The organism is Spirillospora sp. NPDC046719 (assembly GCF_040645715.1).
In the GTDB taxonomy this organism is placed as follows: Bacteria; Actinomycetota; Actinomycetes; order Streptosporangiales; family Streptosporangiaceae; genus Spirillospora.
Map to the genome: position 1 here is coordinate 13,435 of NZ_JBEYYT010000075.1, position 16,644 is coordinate 30,078.

Consider the following 16,644-nt stretch of genomic DNA (forward strand, 5'->3'; position numbering starts at 1 on the left):
TCAGTTGAAGATGCGGGGGTCGGAGAAGACGCCGCCGGCCACGAACGCGACGTAGGCGTCGGCCACCACCAGCGAGCCGAGCGTGATCAGGGCGTAGGTCCCGTGGTTCTGGTTGATCTTGGAGACCCAGCCCCACATGCGGTACCGGAGGGGATGCTTGGAGAAGTTCTTCAGCCGCCCGCCGACGATGTGCCGGCACGAGTGGCACGACAGCGTGTACAGCCACAGCAGCACCACGTTCGCGACCAGGATGACGGTGCCGAGCCCGATGCCGAACCCGCCGTCCTTGCCGTGGAAGGCGCGGATCGCGTCCCAGGTGTTGATGACGGAGATGAGGAACGCGGCCATCCAGAAGTAGCGGTGCAGGTTCTGGCCGATGAGGGGGAAGCGGCGCTCGCCCGTGTACTTGCCGTGCGGCTCGCGCACCGCGCAGGCCTGCGGCGACGCCCAGAACGAGCGGTAGTAGGCCTTGCGGTAGTAGTAGCAGGTCAGCCGGAACAGCAGCAGGAACGGCAGCGTGATGATGGCGAAGGGGATGAAGCCCCTCGTGCCGGCCGGCAGGAAGGTGCCGAACTCGGCGGCGTCGCCGGTGTGGCCGTTGACGGTGACGTTGTTGCAGATGTCGTTCAGGCAGGGCGAGTAGAACGGCGTCAGGTAGTGGTATTGGGGGACGTAGAACGCCGCGCCCCAGAAGGCCCTGACGGTCGCGTACACCACCCACGCCGTGAAGATCACGAACGTCGTGATCGGATACAGGCGCCAGTTGTCCTTGCGGAGCGTGCGTTCCTTGATCTGGGCGCGCGACTTGGCCGGCGCCTCCACAGTGCTCATCGATCGCTCTCCTGAGCTCGGGTCGTCGTGTCCCCGTACCACGGTCTGAGCGCACTCGCGCGGCCGTCGCGCCCGGCCTGAGGCGCCGTCCCGCATGCGCGCGGTGACGCCTCGTGTGCGCTTCCAGCGAAGCGACCTTACGCCTTCCCACAGGAGCTGTGACATACATAACAGCCAGACCCGCATGTGACCCTGACCACAGACTTTAGGCCCCGAAAGGCGATACGGCACCGCCCGCTTCCCATAACCAGTCGTTATGGCCCAGGGGAATCGAGACGAGCGCGCCGGGGCATGACCGAATGGCCATCACGCCGCCGGGGGCGCGCGGGCGGCCGGTGAACGCGCTCAGTAACCGCGGGCATCCCGGATGATCCGGGCGTAGTGGGCCTCGGCCTCGCTCGTGCGGCCGTTGCCGTACACGCGGAGCAGTTCCGCCAGGTCCGGGAAGCGGTCGCCGATGAGCGCGGCGGCGGCCTCGATCTCGGCGGCCGAGGCGACCTCGCGCAGCAGCGCCTGGACGAGCCGCGCCGGCTGCTCCGCGTGGACGGGCGCGCCGTCCGCCACCCCGAGACCCTGCGGCGCCCCCTCGGCGGGGGCGGCCCCGGCCGGGACATGGCCGGAGGCCGCGGCGCGCAGGCCCGAGGTCGTCGCGGCCGATTCCGCGCTGATCGCCTTCAGCCGCTCCTTGACCTCCGCCGGGCCCAGCGCGCCGAAGCCGGGATCGGCGGCGAGCTCCTCGGCGGCCAGCAGCCGGTGCAGGACGGCCGGGTTGCTGATCTTGGCGCGCTGCGCCGACATCAGCTGGGAGAGCATCGGCGCGGACAGGCCGAGGACGCCGGCGAGCGCCGACTGCGAGAGGCCGAGGCGGTCCAGGAGCCGGCGGACGCGATCGCCCAGCGGCTCGCCGTACCACTCGGTCTGCAGCGCCCGGTTCCGCACGACCGTCTCCGCGGCAACGCCCACTTTCGCCGCCCCCCTTGACTCTTCACAGTTGCAAACGCTAGATTCTCAGACGCAATGGAGCACCATGGCCTCGCCACCATGGTGCCACGGGGAGCGATCTTTGCATATGCGACGAAACGGAAAGGGCAGTACATGCGCCTGTCACACCGCCCGGCCGCGACGGCGGCGGCCGCCCTCCTCCTCGCCGGCGTGCTGGCCGGCTGCTCCACGTCCGGCGGCGGCTCGGACGGCGGCTCCGGCGGCTCCGGCGGCTCCGGCCGCGGCCCCGGCGGCGCGGTGCAGGGAGCGGCCGGCAAGGCGTTCGTCGACCGCTTCGACAAGCCGGTGGCCAAGGCCACCTTCGACAGCCCGATGGCGCCCGGCGCCAAGGTCGACATCGCGGTCATGGGCCTGCGGGTCAAGGGCCGGCTCGCCACCCTCACGCTCCAGTGGACCCCGCACGTCACCGGCAGCGCCAACACCCCGACCCCCTACCGGCTCAACGGGGAGCACGGCCTGGACGCCTCGCTGATCGACGCGGTGAACCTCAAGCGCTACGTCGTCGTGTCCGACTCCGCCAGCCAGAACCTCCAGAGCGACGACGTCCTGACCAACCTGCCGAACGACCAGGCCACCCTGACGACCCACACGTTCGCCGCGCCGCCGGAGAACGTGAAGAGCATCGACGTCCAGCTCGGATCGTGGCCGGCGTTCCGCGACGTCCCCGTCGAGAGGTGAGCGGCGTGCGCCGGACGATCGCCGTCGCGGCCGCCGTGCTGCTGGCCGCCGCAGCCTCCCTCTCGGTCTCCGGCCAGGCCGGAGCCGACACCGACCCCGTCGTCCCCGACGCGAACATCGCCGCGTCCGTGAAGACCATCGGCACGGCCGGTGCGGTGCGCGCCATCGACCTCACCCGGGCCGTCGTCCCGCTCGAGACCGAGGACGACAACGGCTCGCAGGTCACCGTGCACATCTCGGCGGACGTCCTGTTCGACTTCGGCAAGGCCGAGCTCACCGACGCCGCCCGCCGCCGCATCGCCGACCTCGCGCCGCGCCTCCGCGACGCGCGCGGCACCGTGCAGGTCTCCGGCCACTCCGACTCGGTCGGCTCCCCGTCCTACAACCTCGATCTCTCGCAGCAGCGGGCCGATGCCGTCAAGGCCGAGCTGACCCGCGCGCTCGGCGGCACCACCCTGCGGATCGAGGCCAAGGGCTACGGCGAGACGCGTCCCATCGCGCCCAACCTCGTGGGCGGCAAGGACAACCCGTCCGGCCGGGCCAAGAACCGCCGCGTCGACATCACCTTCGACAAGACGTGACCCTCGCCCGCGCTCGGTCGCGGGCGAGGACCGCCGGCCCGATCCGCCGGCGGTCGCGGCGCTCGGTCGCGGTCAGCGGGGGTGGGCAGGCGGCGGGCCGAGATGGTCGAAGATCTGCAGCGGCTCCCCGTCGAGGGTGAGCGCGGGGAACCGCAGGTCCGTGCGGTGGGGGGCGAGCGCCCGGCGCGCGGCGTCCGCGTCCTTGAAGCGGCGCGCCGGATCGGGGTCGCACAGGTGGCTCAGCACGGTCCACAGCATCGGCGGCACGCCCGCGGGCCGCGCGCCGATCCGCTGGCGCGGTTCCGGGTCGCCCGCGCCGGTGAGCATCCGCCAGCCCACCATGCCCACCGCGTACAGGTCCTGCCGGGGCCCCGGACGGTTCCAGTCGAGCACCTCCGGCGCCAGGTAGCCCGGCGTGCCGACCGTGAAGCCCGTCGTGGTGAGGCGCAGGCCGTCGTCGCCGAGCGCGATCCCGAAGTCGGCGAGCCGCACATGCGGCGCCCCGACCGGGCTCGGCTCCAGCAGCAGGTTCGCCGGCTTCACGTCCCGGTGGACGATCCCGGCCCGGTGGATGCGGCTCAGCGCGGCCAGCACCTGGTCCAGCACCTCGGCGGCGTACTCCGGCGGCAGCCGCCCGTAGTCGCCGAGCAGCGTCTCCAGCGACCCGCCGCTCACCAGGTCCATCGCCAGCAGCACGTCCTCGCCGGCCATGCACGACGCGTAGGGGGTCACCACGTGCGGGTCCGCCACCCGCAGCGCCTGCTCGCGGATCGCCCGCAGCACCGGCGTCCGGCCCCCGCTCCGCACGAGCTTCGCCGCGCAGTACCGCCGTTCCGCCCGGTCATAGGCCCGCCACACCCGGCTCGTCCCGCCCGCGCCGATCCGGTCGAGCATGGTGAACCGGCCGCCGACCACCCACGCCTCGTCCACGGACGAGATCGTACGGAAAACGGGGCCGCAAGGGATCCGAGCCACAATTCGACCGGAGACGTCAACAGATCGGGCGTAGCGCGCATCCAACAAGAAGACGTACGTGACTTCCGCCCCCTGCCTAGACTGACGAACCTCCCAGACCACGCGCCCCGGACAGGGCCCGCCCGAAACTGGACGAATGAGCGACAAAGACCCCGGCCGCGAAGACCTCGCGGGGGACACCGCCGCCCACAGCACCGCCGCGCCCCACGACGACACCGGCGCCGACGGCGACGCCCCGCCGCGGGCCCTGGCGGCGCGGGCGCGCCGCCGCAGGTTCCTGCGCTGGACCGCGATCGGCGCGGCGGGCGTCGTCCTGCTCGGCGGGGCCGGAGCGGCCTGGCTCTACCACGACCTCGTCGGCGGCATCGACCAGAAGCACGTCGACGGGCAACTCGGCGGGAACCGGCCGAAGAAGCTCAACAAGTCGCTCAACATCCTGCTGCTCGGGTCCGACACCCGCGCGGGCGACAACGCCAAATACGCCGCGGACGGCGTCACCGGCGCCCGCTCCGACACCGCGGTCCTGCTGCACCTGTCGCCCAACCGCGACCAGGCGGTCGGCATCAGCTTCCCCCGCGACTCGATGGTGAAGATCCCCCAGTGCGAGAAGGACGGCGGTGGCACCGTCCCCGCCCAGTTCGGCATGCTGAACTCCGCGTTCTCCCTGGCCGGGCCGACCTGCACCTGGAAGACCCTGGAGAGCCTCACCGGCATCCACATCGACCACTTCGTGCAGGTCGACTTCTCCGGCTTCAAGCGGATGGTGGACGCGCTCGGCGGCGTCGAGATCTGCGTCGACAAGCCCGTCGACGACCCCCGCGCCGAACTGCACCTGAAGGCCGGCAGGCAGACCGTCAAGGGCACCCAGGCCCTCGGCTACGTGCGGGCCCGCTACTCCCTCGGCAACGGCTCCGACCTCGAACGCATCCAGCGGCAGCAGAAGTTCATGGCGGCCGTCGTCGACAAGGCCACCAGCGGCTCGGTGCTCACCGACCCGGCGAAGACCTACAAGTTCCTCAAGGCCGCGACCAGGTCGCTGACGACCGACGACGGCCTCGACCTCGCGACCATGAAGAAGCTCGCGGACGGCCTCAAGGGAATGGACGCCGGGAAGGTCCGGTTCGTCACGGTCCCGGTCGAGGGCTACGCCCCCGACCCCAACCGCGTCCAGTGGAACCAGGCGGAGGCCAAGCCGCTCTTCGACGCGATCCGGCACGACAACGACCTGCCCGCCGCCCCGGCGAAGCCCGCCCCCGCCGAGCAGGCCCCGCCGGCGCCGGGCAAGGTCGGGGTCACCGTCGTCGCCGCGGGCGCCCCGAAGGCGACGGTCCAGCGGGTCGTCGAGCAGCTCGGCAAGCGCGGCTTCAAGGTCGCGAAGAGGACGGAGAAGGCCGCGCCCGCCGCCGAGAGCCGGCTGGTCTACAACCCGTCCGCCGAGGCCCAGGCGTCCGCGCTGGCCCGCGACGTCCCCGACGCGCTCCTCACCGCCGACGGCTCCGCCCCCGCCGGCGGCGTCCGCCTCGTCCTCGGCAGGAACGGCGTGCACTTCGCCCAGCAGACGCTCAACAAGATCACCGGAGGGGTCAAGGCCGGACAGAAGAACCCCTGCGCGTGAGCCCCGCTACCCGGCGGCCGCGAGCACCCCGACCAGCGTCCCGACCAGCATCGACGGCCCGAACGGGAACTCGCCCTTGCGCGTCCGCCGGACGATCAGCACGCCGACGGCGATGACGCCGCCGAGCAGGTAGGTGGCCAGCAGCCCGGTCACCCAGGCCCGCGCCCCGAACCAGCCGAGGCACAGCCCGAGCACGCCCGACAGCTTGACGTCCCCCAGCCCGATCCCCGACGGCACCGCGAACGCCTGCACGGCGTAGAGCGCGAACATCGCCGCCATCCCGATGAGGGCGTGCTCGAAATGCCGCCACCCGCCGCCGGTGAACGGCGCAGCCACGGCCAGCAGCGCCGCCACGACGCCGTAGGAGGGCAGCGTGAACCGGTCGGGCAGCCGCCTGACCTCGACGTCGATGAACGCCAGCAGAGCGCCGACCGCCGCGAGGTACAGCAGCGCGCCGAGCACGGCGTGCGCCCCGACCCGCCACCCCGCCAGCCCGAAGACGGCCGCCGTGACGACCCCCAGGGCCGTCCGCCGCGTCCACGGGACGCCGCCGGTGAACGGCGCCGCCAGCGGGGCCAGGAGGAGGCCGGCGGCGAACCCGGCAGGGACCAGCAGCAACGCGACCATCGCACCTCGACCCATTCCGGCACTCTGAGGGAGCTTCCGGCACGATAACCCGCCCCCGCACGTCGTTGCGCGCGAAGGCGCGGGACCCGTCACCCCACCGGGCACCGCCGCGGGTCGTCGCAGATCTTCAACGCGGCCGACTGCTGGAACAGCTCATGGATCTGCCTCGGGTCGCGGATCTGGTACGCGGCGCCCCCGGTGGCCTGCGCGATGCGCTGCAGCGCGCCGAGGTCGACGCCCGGCCCGAACCCCAGCCCGACGACCTGCACCGGCCGGCTCGCGTCGTACTCCGCCTTCAACTGCGCCAGCAGCGCCTGCTCCGACAGGCCGCCCGCGAAGTCGTTCCTCCCGTCCGTCAGCACCAGCACGATGTTGATCGCGTCGCCGCGGTAGCCGGCCTTGACGCTGCGGTAGGCGGCGAGCACCGAGTCGTACAGGCCGGTGTCCCCGTCCGGCTTCGCCCGCATCCGGCCGAGCGCCTGCTGCATCGCGGCGCGATGCGTGAGCCCGCCGTCCGCCGCGCCGAGCCGCCCCACCGGGACCAGCTCCTTGTACGGGAGCCGTCCGTCCATCCCGGTCGAGAACGCCCACAGCCCCATGTCGGCGGAGTCGGGCAGCAGGGACATCCCCTTCTCCACCTCGCCCGTCGTCACCGCCATCCGCGACCGGGCCGTCCCCTGCACCTGCTCCAGCATCGACCCGGACACGTCGATCACCGTGAGCATGCGGGTGCCGAGATGCATCCGCCGCCACATCTCCAGCGCCTCGCTGACCGCGCCCGGCGCCGCCGCGGCCGTCGCGGGAACCGCCGACAGTCCCGTCACCGCCGACACGGCCGGCGCCGCGCCGTCGCCCGCCGGACGCAGGCCCGCCTTCGCCAGCGCGCCCGCCCCCGTCCGGGACCGGACCTCCGCCAGGAACCGCCGCGCCGCCTCCGCCTTCTTCCCCGGCGCGGCGACCAGCGGGAAGTCCAGGCTCATCGTGCCGTCCGCCGGCAGCACCGCCCGGACGGGCGCGCCGCCCGCCACCGCGTGCCGCCAGACCGTCTGCTCCGGCACCGCCAGCACGGGCGTACTCCCGCCGCCGAACCGCACCAGCCCGTCGAACGCCGCCGCCTCGCCCTGCGCGGACCCGTCCACGCTCTGCGCGGACTGCAGGATCCCGGTGAACCCGGCGATCGCCTTGTCCCCCGTCCCGGCCGCCTGCCTCGCCATCAGCAGCGAGATCATGCCCGCCGCACTCTGCTCCGGCGCGAGCAGCCGCAGGGACGCGTTCCCGCCCGGCGCCATCGCCCGCCACGCCAGCGCGCCCGGCGCCGCGTCCCTCGCCACCGCGAACACCACCGGCGAACTCGCGACCGAGCCGATCGGCCGCGGCAGCGCGGTTCCCGTCCGCTCGGCGGTCCGTCCCGCGATCTCCAGCCAGAGCGACGAGTCGAGGACATAGGCGTCCGCCCGCGCTTGCGCGGCGGACCTGTCCCCGCCCAGCGCCAGCGCCATCGCCGCCGACGGCAGCGTGTTCGTGGACACCTCCACGCACCGCCCGCCGACCTTGTGGTCCGCGTCGTTGAACCTTTCGGCCAGCGCGGTCACCGCGGGCGCCACCGCCGGATCGGCCGCCACGCTCAGCGCGAGCCGTCCACCGCACCCTCCGCCGCCGAACGACTTCACGCCGGCCACCACCGCGACCACCAGCAACGCGGCAACGCCCGCGATGAGCACCGGCGGAGGACGCCGCGGCCCCCTCCGGCGCACCGGAACCAGCGCCCGCGGCCCACCCCCCACCGGCGCCGAGAACCGCGGCCCCCCATTCGCCCCGCCAACGACGACACCGGCCGGCGGCACCGCCCCCTGCACCGGAACGCCCCCATTCACACGCCCAAACGGCCCGGCCTCCGGCACGGACCGAACCGCCCCCCCGAACGGCGCAGCGACCTGCGGCCCAGGCGTCGGCGCGGCCAAAAACGGCACATCCGCCTGGCGGCCTGCCCCCGACGCCGCACCTACGCCGCCCACCGCCCCACCCGCCGACACGCCCTGCGCGGGACCAGACGAACCTCCGGACGCCCCCGAACCATCCGGCGAAGCAGCGACCGAAGGCCCGAGCGGCACTGCTGAGGCTCGCCCAGCAGCGGCCGTAGGCACCGCCGAGGACGCAGAAGTATCCGACCCCGGCGCAGGCGACGATGCCCCCGTAGCAGACGGCCCACTTGGCGCCGCCGGGTTCGGCTCAACGACAGGGGCGGTGGCAGACGGGTTGGTGGGCACAGCAGAGGGATGCTCGCCAACAGTTGGCGGCGCCGAGGACGCGGGAGCGGCCGACCACGGCGCGGGCACGAACGTGGCGGGCGTCGGCTCAACGGGCACTGCTTGGCTCGGCCCCGTGACGTGCTCGGACGACGGCGACGCAGGGGCGTCCGACGACGACACGGCGGGCTGCCCACCAAACGGCACCGGGCTCGACGCAACGGCGGTCTCGGGCGTGAACGGCGAGGGAGCCGCCGGGCTCGGCTCGGGCACGGGCCCAGGCGGCGGGGCGGGGGCGTCCGACAAGGGCACTTTGGCGAACGGATCAACGGGCGCGGAAGGCGCAGAGGCGTCCGGCGACCGCACCGTGGCGGGCGCCCCAACGGGTCCGGCCGAACTGGTGTCGCTGGTGGGCGCCTGTAGCGCGGGAGCCGCCGGACTCGCTTCAGGCGCGGGCGCGTCCGGCGACGGCACGGCGGGCGGATCAATGAGCGGCGCCGGGCTCGACTCAACAGCGGACTCAGACACGGTAGGCACGCGGCCGGTGGTGGGCGCGGTCGGCGCGGAAGCCGCCGAGCTCGGCTCGGGCACGGGCTCAGGCGGCGGCGCGGGGGCGTCCGACGACACCTCGGCGGACGGCTCAACGGGCGCGACCTGGCTCAACCCGGGCGCGGAAGGCGCGGGGGCGCCCGACGAGGACACCTCGGCAGACGACTCAACGGGCGCGACCTGGCCCGAGCTGGTAGGGAGCGCGGCCGACGCACGAGCCGCCGGGCTTGACTCGACGGCGGACGCGGCAAGCACGGGGCCAGTGGTGGGCGCGGGCGCCGCAGGGCTCGACTCGGGTGGCGACGCGGGCGGGTCTGGCGACGGTACGGCAGGGGACGGATCAACGGGCGGTGCCGGGCTGGACTCAGGCGCTGGCGGACTTGACTCGGTGACGGGCTTGGACGGCGGCGGCGCGGGGGCGTCCGACGGCTGCGCGGTGGCGGGCAGCCCACCAGGCGGTGCTGGGGTCGACTCGACCGCAGGCTCGGGCGCGGGTCCGGGTGGCGGCACGGTTGGGGAAAGTGCGGGCGCGGCCGGTGACGGCATCGTGGCGGGCGGCCCAACAGGCGCGGCCTGGCTCGGGTCGTTGGAGGGCGCCGGTGGGGTCGGCGCGGACGAGTCGACGGGGGGCTGGGGTGGGGTGGGGAAGCCCGGGAGGTCCAGCGGGAGAGGCGGGAGGTCGACACCGTCTTCAGGAGGCATGGTGCCGACATTGAAACGAGAGGGGACGCCAAGGCACATGGGTCTCGAGGCCCAATCGGGGACCCAATTCAGTAGAGGGACGTGCTTTCGCGGGCGGTTCGGCGCAGGCCGAGGAGGGTGCCGGCGGCGAGGGCGCAGAGGGGGGCGAGGACGTTCAGTGGCGGGGTGATGTGCTCGACGGGGTGGAGGTTGGCGAGGACGGCGGGGACGGCCGGGCCGAGGGCCGTCAGGAGCGGGAGGGTGACGGGGCCGGAGACGCCGGCGCGGCGCAGGCGGGGTGCGGTGAGGCGGGCGGCGAGGAAGCCGATGGGTAGCTGGACAAGGGCCGCCGCGGCTGCGGACGTCCAGTAGAAGGCGTCCGAGGACGAGAAGGTGGGCGCGGCGAAGGCGGCGGCCGCCACGGCGATCGCGAGCGCGGCGAGGACGGCCAGGGCGGCGGCCGCGGTGAGCAGTACCGTCGTGGCGGCGCGGCGGCGGTCGGGCATGGGGCTCCTTCAGCGGGCGGCGAACCAGGTGACGACGGCGCCGGTGAGCAGGACCACGGCGGCGGCCGTCCAGGCGGGCGCGGCGCCGAGGTCGAGGCGGGCGCGGGCGGGGTCGCGGGGGTCGTAGCGGACGGTCAGCCGGTCGGACGGACGGCGGCGGGGGCGGCCGGACTCGGTGATGACGTGGTCGCGGCCGTCCGCGGAGGTGAACCGGACGGTCAGCGTGTACTCCCAGCCGGACGGCTCGACGCCCTCGCCTTCGCAGGCCAGGACGGTGCCGGTGGCGCGGGCGGGGGTGCGGCGGCGGGCGGCGGCGTCCGCGACGACGATGAGCGGTGCTGCGACGAGCAGGACAGGTCCGGCGACCAGCAGCGCGGCCCGGCCCACCGGGGCGAGGTCAAGGAGGTACAGCGCGGCCCACGCGGCGGCGGCCGCGATGGCGAGGGCCACGGCGCGGCGTCTCATCGTCCTTCCCTTGGCCGGAACGACCCGAGGATGGCGGGGACCCGGGCGGCGGCGGTACCGCCGTCGGGAGAACGGATCACGAATTCGAGCAGGGTCCGCCGCTCGGTGAGGACATAGAGGCCGGTCAGGCGCATGGGGGTGCGGGTGCCGTCGGCCGAGGTGATCGTGTAGCGGGCCTCGACGCGGCGCGCGTCGGCGCCGTCCAGCGCGGTGCGGCGGACGGCGGTGAGGCGGTAGCCGTTCAACAGGGCGAGGCCGCGGAACTGGGCCAGCTGGCCGTCGAGCTCGCCGGGGAAACGGTCGCGGCGGCCGAGGTGGATCTGGCCGTCGTCGACGCCGGACGGCAGTTCCGGGCCGTCGACGTCGAGGGTCGGCGCGCCGCTCTCGTCGGTGCCGCCGTGCGGGGCCCAGCCGGCCGGATAGGCGAACGTGTAGGCGTCGGTGCGGTACTCGCGGAAGCCCGCCGGGACGGGCGGCGGGTCGTGGTGCGCGGAGCAGCCCGCGGCGAGGGCGAGGACGGCGCAGGCGGTCAGCCGAGGCAGCGCTTCCACGGCACCCACCCCTCCCCCGGCTTGTAGTACTGGGCCCCGGTGAGGGTGTTGATCTGGTGCTCGGTGGAGCTCTCGAACAGTCCGCCGAACTTGCTCTTGCCGCCGGCCTCGCCCTTGACGTCGAGCTTGCCGGTGTCGCCGCCGACGTCGTAGGTCAGCCGGGACATCCGCCCGCCGCCGCCGTCGAAGTAGCGGTCGAGGGCGCCGTCGTCGCCGGTCCGCGTGTAGTCCTCGAACGCCTGCCGGTCCTGCGGGTCGGCGTAGTCGAGGGTCTTGTCGGTGACGGTGCGCTGGGAGCTGAGGATCCACTGCTTGCCGGCGGTCAGCTCGCCCTTGTCGCCTTCGAAAGAGCCCTTGGCCTTGCCGTCGGCGCGGAAGTAGATGACGTTCTGGGAGTTGCCGGTCTTGGTCAGGCTGATCGGGTCGCCGTCCTTGTCCTCGGTGTACGCCCAGGTGGTCTGGCCCCGGTGCTTGACGTTCAGGCCGAGGTTGGGGTTGAGCCGGATCTGCCCCTTGATCTTCTCGGCCTCGGCGGGCGACAGCTCGACGCCCTTGCCGCCGAGCCGCTTGCCGATCTCGTCGACCGCGAGGGCGAGCGCGTCGGCGGCGCCGGCGGCGGCGCGTTCGCGGGTGCCCTTGGGCAGCACCTTCCAGACGTCGCCGAGGTCGACGAGGACTCCGATCTCCCCTTCGCCCTTCTCGGTGTAGTAGGTGGTGCGCTGCCCGGTCTTGTGGTCGGTGCGGGTGCCGTCGATCAGCCAGCCGCGCGCCTTGAACGGCAGTTTCACCTTCCACAGGTTCAGCTCGCCTTTGAATCCGCCGGTGGGGCCGCCCTCCTGGTAGTCGGCGGACGGTTCCTTGTCGGGCTCGCTGCCGCCGATCCAGCGGTCGTAGTACTTGCCGACCCATGGCGTTTTGCCGATGAGCCAGGAGAATCCGCCGGTGATGGGATTGGTGCGGACGACGAATTTCGCGGTGTTCCCGATGCGGTGGTCGACGAGGTCGTCGAAGAACTTCTTCGCCTCCTTCTCGCCGTCGAAGGAGTAGACCGTTCCATTGGTGAACTGCCCGCCGCCCCAGATGCCGATCTTGCCGAATCCGAAGTCGAAGTCCGGGCTGGCGGCCGCCCCTTCGCCCCAGGTGAAGTCGGTGACCTCCCAGGTGGTCTTCCCGTCCGGGCCGACCTTGCGGGTGAGCTGGACGGTGCCGCGGCTGTTGGTCCTCACGTTGATGCGGGTCGGGATCGTCACGGTCTCTTCGAGGTATTTCGTCTCGATGCCCGTCGTGCAGGCGGTGGTGGGCTCGTCGGGGTCGGTCCGGCCGCCGTTCCCGCCGCCTCCCGCACAGGCGTCGCCGAGGTGCATCCGGTGCAGCGCCCGGCACACCGCGTCACTGGTCTGACCTGGGACGCCGAGGACGAAGAGCGATGCGCAGACCGCCGCGACCAGGGCCAGGATCCCGGCGTACTCCGGGACGGACGCGCCGCGGTCGGCGACCCGGTCCGGGCTGCGCTGCTGGGGGGACACGCCTCGCAGGCTCGCACGCGCGATTCCGTCGCGAATGAGTCCGAGGACCCAAATACGGGCCCATTCACAGGTCCGTTCTCCGGCCGTTCTCGGGCCCGTTACCTGGGCTTCTCATTCAGCCCGCGTAGGGGCGGCGGAAACCGATGTTCCCGTCGTAGGTGGCGAACTTCACGACGTCGCCCGTGTGCGGCGCCTCGATCATCGTGTGGGTGGCGGGATCGACGACCATGCCGACGTGTTCGGGGCCGCGCGGGCCCATATTGAAGAACACCAGGTCGCCCGCCTTCTCCTGCCCGGCAGAAATGCCCTGCCCGAACCTCCACTGGTCGTATGTGACGCGGGGGGTCGAGATTCCCGCCGCGCGGTACGCCATTTGCACGAGGGACGAGCAGTCGCAGTTCCCCATGGTCGCCACGTTCGGGTTCGGCGCCGTGCAGGTCCCGCCCCATTGATACGGGGTGCCGAGTTGCGCCTCGGCGAAGGCGATGGCGCGCCGGATCATCTCCGGGGTCCCTGCGGGCAGCGGGCCCGGCGGCGGCATCGCGCCGCCGTATCCGATGTTCTGGTACGGGAACCCGTTGTAGGCGACGTCGCTTTCCTTGTCGACGAGCCGGAGCTTGAACGTCTTCTTCACGGCCGCCGCGTCGCCGCCCGGCCATGCCACGGTGCCGTCGCAGACCAGCCGGGCGGGGGCCGTCGGCTGCTCCTCGGGCGCGGACTCGCCCGGCGGGACCGGGGAGAACTCGTAGGTGCAGTCCGGCACGACGAGACGGGCGATCGCGACGGCGTTGCCGACGCGGCCGATGCCCTGGTCCCCCTTGGAGTCGGTGCACAGATGGCGGCCGTGGCGCAGGTCGTCCTTCTCCTGCTCGGTGAGCTCGCCGTCCTTCTTGAGCTGGCAGTCGGCCGTGACGGCCTTGACCTTCGCGTACGTCCCGTCGAGCCCGGTCAGGTGCACCTTGGCGTCGACGCGCGTGCCGTTGTCGCGGGCGTAGCGCTCGGCCGCGTTCTGCGGGGCGTCGTCGGCGAGCAGCCACGCGCCGAGGCCCGCGGGCGGCGTCCCGGACAGCGCCATCTCCGCCAGCCGCAGCCGGAGCGGTTCGAGCGCGCCGAGGGCCGCGGCGTCCGCGCCGCGCTGCGCCCGGCTGCGCATGTCGCCGGCCTGCGCGACGCGGCCGAACAGCAGCACCGCCGCGACCAGGCACAGCGCCATCCCGACGACGAGGACCGAGGTGGCCGCGCCCTCGTCGCCGCGCCGGCCCGCCCGGCTCATCGCGCGAACCAGCCGCCGAACAGGATGCCCGTCAACGCGCCGGCCAGCATGAACGGGCCGTACGGGAACTCGTCCTTGCGTCCGGCGCGGCCGAGGAGCAGCCACGTCACGCCGTACACGCCGCCGTACAGGAAACCGGCGACCACGCCCGTCACCCATGCCGCCTCACCGAGCCAACCGAGGTACAGGCCGAGGACACCGGCCAGTTTCACGTCGCCGCCGCCCATCGCGTGCGGCAGCAGGAGGTGCTGGACGAAGTAGAAGGCCCACAGCACCGCCATCCCGATCACGGCGTGCGCGAACCGGAGCGCGCCGTGCGGGGTGAACGGGACGGCGGCCGCCAGCAGGACCGCCCCCGCGAGGTAGGACGGCAGCGTGAGCGGGTCGGGCAGCCGCCGCACCGCGACGTCGATCACCGCGAGCAGGACGCCCACCACACCGAGGTAGGCGAACGCCACGGAGTCCGCCCGTCCGCCGAGCCGGACCGCGAGCGCCGCGAGCACCGCCCCCGTCAGCACCGCGACCCCGGTTCTGGCGCGGGGCGTGAGCGGCCCGCGGTAGGCGGCGGTGACCGGGGCGCACAGCCACCCGGCGGCCGCTCCCGCGACCGCCGCTCCGGTGGCCGCGGCCTCGCCCATCAGGTGTCGCCCTTGGCGCCGCCCGGGTCGCCCTCGAAGATCTTCTTGAGCGCGTCCTGGACCGCCTTGGTGACCGTGTCGACGATCCCGAGGCTGTAGAGCCCCGCGATGATCGCGGCCACCAGGATCAGCATCCCGGCCCACTCGAAAATGTCGGCCCCGCGGTCGTCGGGGTTCTTGAGCCGTTCGACGCGGTCCCGGAAGAAGAGCGCGGCCTGTTCCTCGCCCGCCCGCATCGACAACCGGGCGCGTACCACGACCGGAAGCAGAACGTTCATCATCGATTCCCTTTACCAGCAGATGCCGAGAACACAGGTCTTGTCGCCGCCCTTGTCGCCGCCACCGCCGCCACCGCCGCCCGGGTCACCGGAGAAGATGCTGGTGAGGGCGCCCTTGACGCCGTTCGTCGTGGTGTCGACGATGCCGAGGCCGTAGAGGCCGGCAATGACGGCGGCCACCAGGATCAGCATCCCCGCCCACTCGAAGACGTCGGCTCCGCGATCGTCGCCCAGAACCCTTTCACGCACCGATTCAAGGTTCATCGGCGTCCTTTCCTGGTCGGCCGTATTTTCGGCCGGGAACGTGCGTCCGACCGTTTTACGACCACCAAAATATGGAGCGGGCGGCGCCATTCCCAGGGCCCGCCGTCCCAATCGGCGGCCCGGCCGCGTGGGCCCAGGGGCCGGGGACCGGTCCCCGGCGCCGGTCACCGGCTCCGCCCCAGATCACCGGACGTGCCGATCCAGCGGGCGATCGCGGCGCCGCGCGAGGTGACGCCGAGCTTGGCGTAGATGCGGTTGACGTGGTTCTTCACCGTCTTCTCCGCGAGGAACAGCCGCGCCGCGATCTCGCCGTTGGACGCGCCCTGGACGATGAGCCGCATGACCTCCGCCTCCCGCGCCGACAGGCCGAACCCGCCGTGCGGGGCGTCCGGCGGCGTGCGGGCCTCGGCGGGCACGGCGGTCCCGGCGGTCTCGGCGGTCCCGGACGCCTCCCGGACGGCGCCGACCAGCGCGGACACCGCCGCGGGCGACAGCGGGTGCGCGCCGCCGACCGCGTCGTGCACGGCCGCGATCAGCTCGTCCGCGGTGAACGCGCCGTGCACGAGGTAGCCGGTCGCGCCCTTGCCGAGCGCCGCCCGCACGGTGCCGGGGTCGTCGGTGTAGGTCAGCATGAGGACCGGGGCCAGCGGGCTGATCTCCGCCACGGCGGCGACGCCGTCCATCAGCGGCATCCGCACGTCCAGCAGCACCAGGTCGGGGCGGAGCCGGGCGGTGAGCTCCACGGCGCGCCGCCCGTCGCCCGCCTCGCCCGCGACCTCGATCCCGTGCGCCTCCAGCAGCGACACCAGGCCGGAGCGGACCACCACGTTGTCGTCGGCGACGAGGACCCGCGTCGCGCCCATTCAGCTCACCTCCGCGGGACGGTCCGCACCGGCGGACCCGGCCGGCTCCGTCGCGACGCGGACGAGCAGGGTCGTGCCCTCGCCGGGCTCCGAGCGGACGAGCGCCGTCCCGCCGGCCCGTTCCGCGCGCTCGTAGACGCCGACCAGGCCGTAGCGGCCGCGGCGCGCGTGGTCGTCCAGCGGCGCCGTGCGGAACCCGCGCCCGTCGTCGCGGACCGTCAGGACGACGTCGCCCGCCGCCCGCGCGAGCCGGACGGTCACGTTCGCGGCGGCCGCGTGCCGCTCCACGTTGGCGAGGGCCTCGCCGAGGATGGCGAGCACCTCGTGGCGCGAGCGCTGCGGGAGCCGCGCGTCGCCGGCGACGTCGGCGTGGACGGTGACGCCCGTCCGGGCCGACCAGGCGGCGCAGGCGGCGCGCGCCCCGTCGGGCCGCGGCGCGCGGGCGGCGGTCCGACCGGCGCGACGCCCCCGCCGCGGCGCCGTTCGGGAGAGCGG

18 protein-coding genes are annotated in these 16,644 nt (G+C 73.5%); 3 read left to right on the plus strand and 15 right to left on the minus strand.

All coding sequences use genetic code 11. From position 1 onward, the window contains the following. Both sdhC and ABZ914_RS15830 read right to left on the minus strand, forming a co-directional pair. Complete coding sequence (sdhC, locus tag ABZ914_RS15825) at nucleotides 1–831, minus strand: succinate dehydrogenase subunit SdhC (protein WP_500193613.1); 831 nt, start codon at nucleotides 829–831, stop codon at nucleotides 1–3. Nucleotides 832–1,176: 345 nt separating this feature from the next. After that, the gene (locus ABZ914_RS15830; RefSeq protein WP_500193614.1) at nucleotides 1,177–1,794 is read right to left on the minus strand and encodes a hypothetical protein; all 618 of its coding nucleotides are present in this window, start codon (nucleotides 1,792–1,794) and stop codon (nucleotides 1,177–1,179) included. Between the two features lie 132 nt (nucleotides 1,795–1,926). Between ABZ914_RS15830 and ABZ914_RS15835 the strand changes: the two genes are divergently transcribed. Both ABZ914_RS15835 and ABZ914_RS15840 read left to right on the plus strand, forming a co-directional pair. Further along, nucleotides 1,927–2,511, plus strand: a complete 585-nt coding sequence (locus tag ABZ914_RS15835; protein ID WP_500193615.1) for a hypothetical protein — start codon at nucleotides 1,927–1,929, stop codon at nucleotides 2,509–2,511. A gap of 5 nt (nucleotides 2,512–2,516) precedes the next feature. After that, complete coding sequence (locus tag ABZ914_RS15840; RefSeq protein WP_500193617.1) at nucleotides 2,517–3,092, plus strand: OmpA family protein; 576 nt, start codon at nucleotides 2,517–2,519, stop codon at nucleotides 3,090–3,092. Between the two features lie 72 nt (nucleotides 3,093–3,164). On the opposite strand, the gene ABZ914_RS15845 is transcribed toward ABZ914_RS15840, so the two are convergent. After that, entirely contained in the window at nucleotides 3,165–4,022 is an 858-nt protein-coding gene (locus ABZ914_RS15845; protein WP_500193618.1) for a serine/threonine-protein kinase, read from the minus strand. Nucleotides 4,023–4,203: 181 nt separating this feature from the next. Between ABZ914_RS15845 and ABZ914_RS15850 the strand changes: the two genes are divergently transcribed. Beyond that, nucleotides 4,204–5,682 carry an LCP family protein gene (locus ABZ914_RS15850; protein WP_500193619.1) on the plus strand — a complete coding sequence of 493 codons (1,479 nt, stop codon included), beginning with the start codon at nucleotides 4,204–4,206 and terminating at the stop codon, nucleotides 5,680–5,682. Nucleotides 5,683–5,688: 6 nt separating this feature from the next. Here ABZ914_RS15850 and ABZ914_RS15855 read toward each other — a convergent pair whose 3' ends face one another. The 12 genes from ABZ914_RS15855 to ABZ914_RS15910 all read right to left on the minus strand — a co-directional run. Continuing rightward, the gene (locus ABZ914_RS15855) at nucleotides 5,689–6,324 is read right to left on the minus strand and encodes a prepilin peptidase (RefSeq protein ID WP_387022903.1); all 636 of its coding nucleotides are present in this window, start codon (nucleotides 6,322–6,324) and stop codon (nucleotides 5,689–5,691) included. Nucleotides 6,325–6,398: 74 nt separating this feature from the next. Beyond that, nucleotides 6,399–8,030, minus strand: coding sequence for a substrate-binding domain-containing protein (locus ABZ914_RS15860; RefSeq protein WP_500193620.1), 1,632 nt, complete (start codon nucleotides 8,028–8,030; stop codon nucleotides 6,399–6,401). A 1,844-nt stretch (nucleotides 8,031–9,874) separates the two neighbouring features. After that, the gene (locus ABZ914_RS15865) at nucleotides 9,875–10,291 is read right to left on the minus strand and encodes a hypothetical protein (protein ID WP_500193621.1); all 417 of its coding nucleotides are present in this window, start codon (nucleotides 10,289–10,291) and stop codon (nucleotides 9,875–9,877) included. Nucleotides 10,292–10,300: 9 nt separating this feature from the next. Next, nucleotides 10,301–10,756, minus strand: a complete 456-nt coding sequence (locus ABZ914_RS15870; protein WP_500193622.1) for a DUF3592 domain-containing protein — start codon at nucleotides 10,754–10,756, stop codon at nucleotides 10,301–10,303. Then, a complete protein-coding gene (locus ABZ914_RS15875; RefSeq protein ID WP_500193623.1) occupies nucleotides 10,753–11,307 on the minus strand; it encodes a hypothetical protein in 555 nt (184 codons plus the stop codon). Before ABZ914_RS15875 ends, ABZ914_RS15870 begins: the two co-directional genes overlap by 4 nt. After that, nucleotides 11,286–12,833, minus strand: a complete 1,548-nt coding sequence (locus ABZ914_RS15880) for a hypothetical protein (RefSeq protein ID WP_500193624.1) — start codon at nucleotides 12,831–12,833, stop codon at nucleotides 11,286–11,288. Before ABZ914_RS15880 ends, ABZ914_RS15875 begins: the two co-directional genes overlap by 22 nt. Nucleotides 12,834–12,948: 115 nt before the next feature. After that, nucleotides 12,949–14,106, minus strand: coding sequence for a C40 family peptidase (locus tag ABZ914_RS15885; protein ID WP_500193625.1), 1,158 nt, complete (start codon nucleotides 14,104–14,106; stop codon nucleotides 12,949–12,951). Further along, nucleotides 14,103–14,744 (minus strand): prepilin peptidase, encoded by a 642-nt coding sequence (locus tag ABZ914_RS15890; protein ID WP_500193626.1) that lies wholly within the window; start codon nucleotides 14,742–14,744, stop codon nucleotides 14,103–14,105. Before ABZ914_RS15890 ends, ABZ914_RS15885 begins: the two co-directional genes overlap by 4 nt. After that, entirely contained in the window at nucleotides 14,744–15,025 is a 282-nt protein-coding gene (locus ABZ914_RS15895) for a hypothetical protein (protein ID WP_500193627.1), read from the minus strand. The genes ABZ914_RS15890 and ABZ914_RS15895 overlap by 1 nt, the downstream gene beginning before the upstream one ends. 9 nt (nucleotides 15,026–15,034) lie before the next feature. Then, nucleotides 15,035–15,286, minus strand: a complete 252-nt coding sequence (locus ABZ914_RS15900; protein ID WP_500193628.1) for a hypothetical protein — start codon at nucleotides 15,284–15,286, stop codon at nucleotides 15,035–15,037. A 164-nt stretch (nucleotides 15,287–15,450) separates the two neighbouring features. Next, nucleotides 15,451–16,149: a response regulator gene (locus ABZ914_RS15905; protein WP_500193629.1), complete on the minus strand. Its 699-nt coding sequence runs from the start codon at nucleotides 16,147–16,149 to the stop codon at nucleotides 15,451–15,453. Continuing rightward, nucleotides 16,150–16,644, minus strand: a 495-nt coding sequence (locus ABZ914_RS15910; RefSeq protein ID WP_500193630.1) for a sensor histidine kinase, incomplete at its 5' end; no start/stop codon positions are given.

Coding starts and splice junctions, on each gene's coding strand:
- ABZ914_RS15865 (WP_500193621.1), bottom strand. CDS start 10,291: ATGCCCGACCGCCGCCGCGCCGCCACGACGGTACTGCTCACCGCGGCC.
- ABZ914_RS15895 (WP_500193627.1), bottom strand. CDS start 15,025: ATGATGAACGTTCTGCTTCCGGTCGTGGTACGCGCCCGGTTGTCGATG.
- sdhC (WP_500193613.1), bottom strand. CDS start 831: ATGAGCACTGTGGAGGCGCCGGCCAAGTCGCGCGCCCAGATCAAGGAA.
- ABZ914_RS15905 (WP_500193629.1), bottom strand. CDS start 16,149: ATGGGCGCGACGCGGGTCCTCGTCGCCGACGACAACGTGGTGGTCCGC.
- ABZ914_RS15890 (WP_500193626.1), bottom strand. CDS start 14,744: ATGGGCGAGGCCGCGGCCACCGGAGCGGCGGTCGCGGGAGCGGCCGCC.
- ABZ914_RS15850 (WP_500193619.1), top strand. CDS start 4,204: ATGAGCGACAAAGACCCCGGCCGCGAAGACCTCGCGGGGGACACCGCC.
- ABZ914_RS15870 (WP_500193622.1), bottom strand. CDS start 10,756: ATGAGACGCCGCGCCGTGGCCCTCGCCATCGCGGCCGCCGCCGCGTGG.
- ABZ914_RS15885 (WP_500193625.1), bottom strand. CDS start 14,106: ATGAGCCGGGCGGGCCGGCGCGGCGACGAGGGCGCGGCCACCTCGGTC.
- ABZ914_RS15855 (WP_387022903.1), bottom strand. CDS start 6,324: ATGGGTCGAGGTGCGATGGTCGCGTTGCTGCTGGTCCCTGCCGGGTTC.
- ABZ914_RS15900 (WP_500193628.1), bottom strand. CDS start 15,286: ATGAACCTTGAATCGGTGCGTGAAAGGGTTCTGGGCGACGATCGCGGA.
- ABZ914_RS15835 (WP_500193615.1), top strand. CDS start 1,927: ATGCGCCTGTCACACCGCCCGGCCGCGACGGCGGCGGCCGCCCTCCTC.